The organism is Winogradskyella vincentii (genome assembly GCF_020166345.1).
Taxonomy (GTDB): Bacteria; Bacteroidota; Bacteroidia; order Flavobacteriales; family Flavobacteriaceae; genus Winogradskyella; species Winogradskyella vincentii.
On sequence record NZ_JAIUJS010000059.1, the window covers coordinates 1 to 331 of the forward strand.

At 36.6% G+C, this 331-nt stretch carries 1 protein-coding gene; it reads right to left on the reverse strand.

Translation table 11 applies throughout. The features are described 5' to 3' along the window. Positions 1–320: PorP/SprF family type IX secretion system membrane protein (locus LBV24_RS15160; protein ID WP_224479493.1), on the reverse strand; the 320-nt coding region annotated here is incomplete at its 3' end. Positions 321–331: the final 11 nt, after the last annotated feature.

Below are 331 nucleotides of genomic sequence, written 5' to 3' on the forward strand. Positions count from 1 at the left end.
CCAAAAGCCAATTCAGAATTAACGCCTGTTGGGATAGTATATGAGAAATCACCATAGATATATGAAAAATTTTCATAACCCAATTTATCATTGATAAAGGAAAGCCCTAAACCAACTTGTTCATTTCTCAATGGAGAATGGACCGACAATGTTTGTGTCTCAGGTCCACCTTCTAAACCAACCCATTGACTTCTGTGCAAACCAACGGCACTAAAAGTTTCTCTACTTCCTGCATAAGCTGGATTTATTGAGATGGTATTAAACATGTATTGTGTAAACTGAGGTAACTGCTGTCCAAAAGAGGCAGAAATTCCTAGTATAAAAACTACAA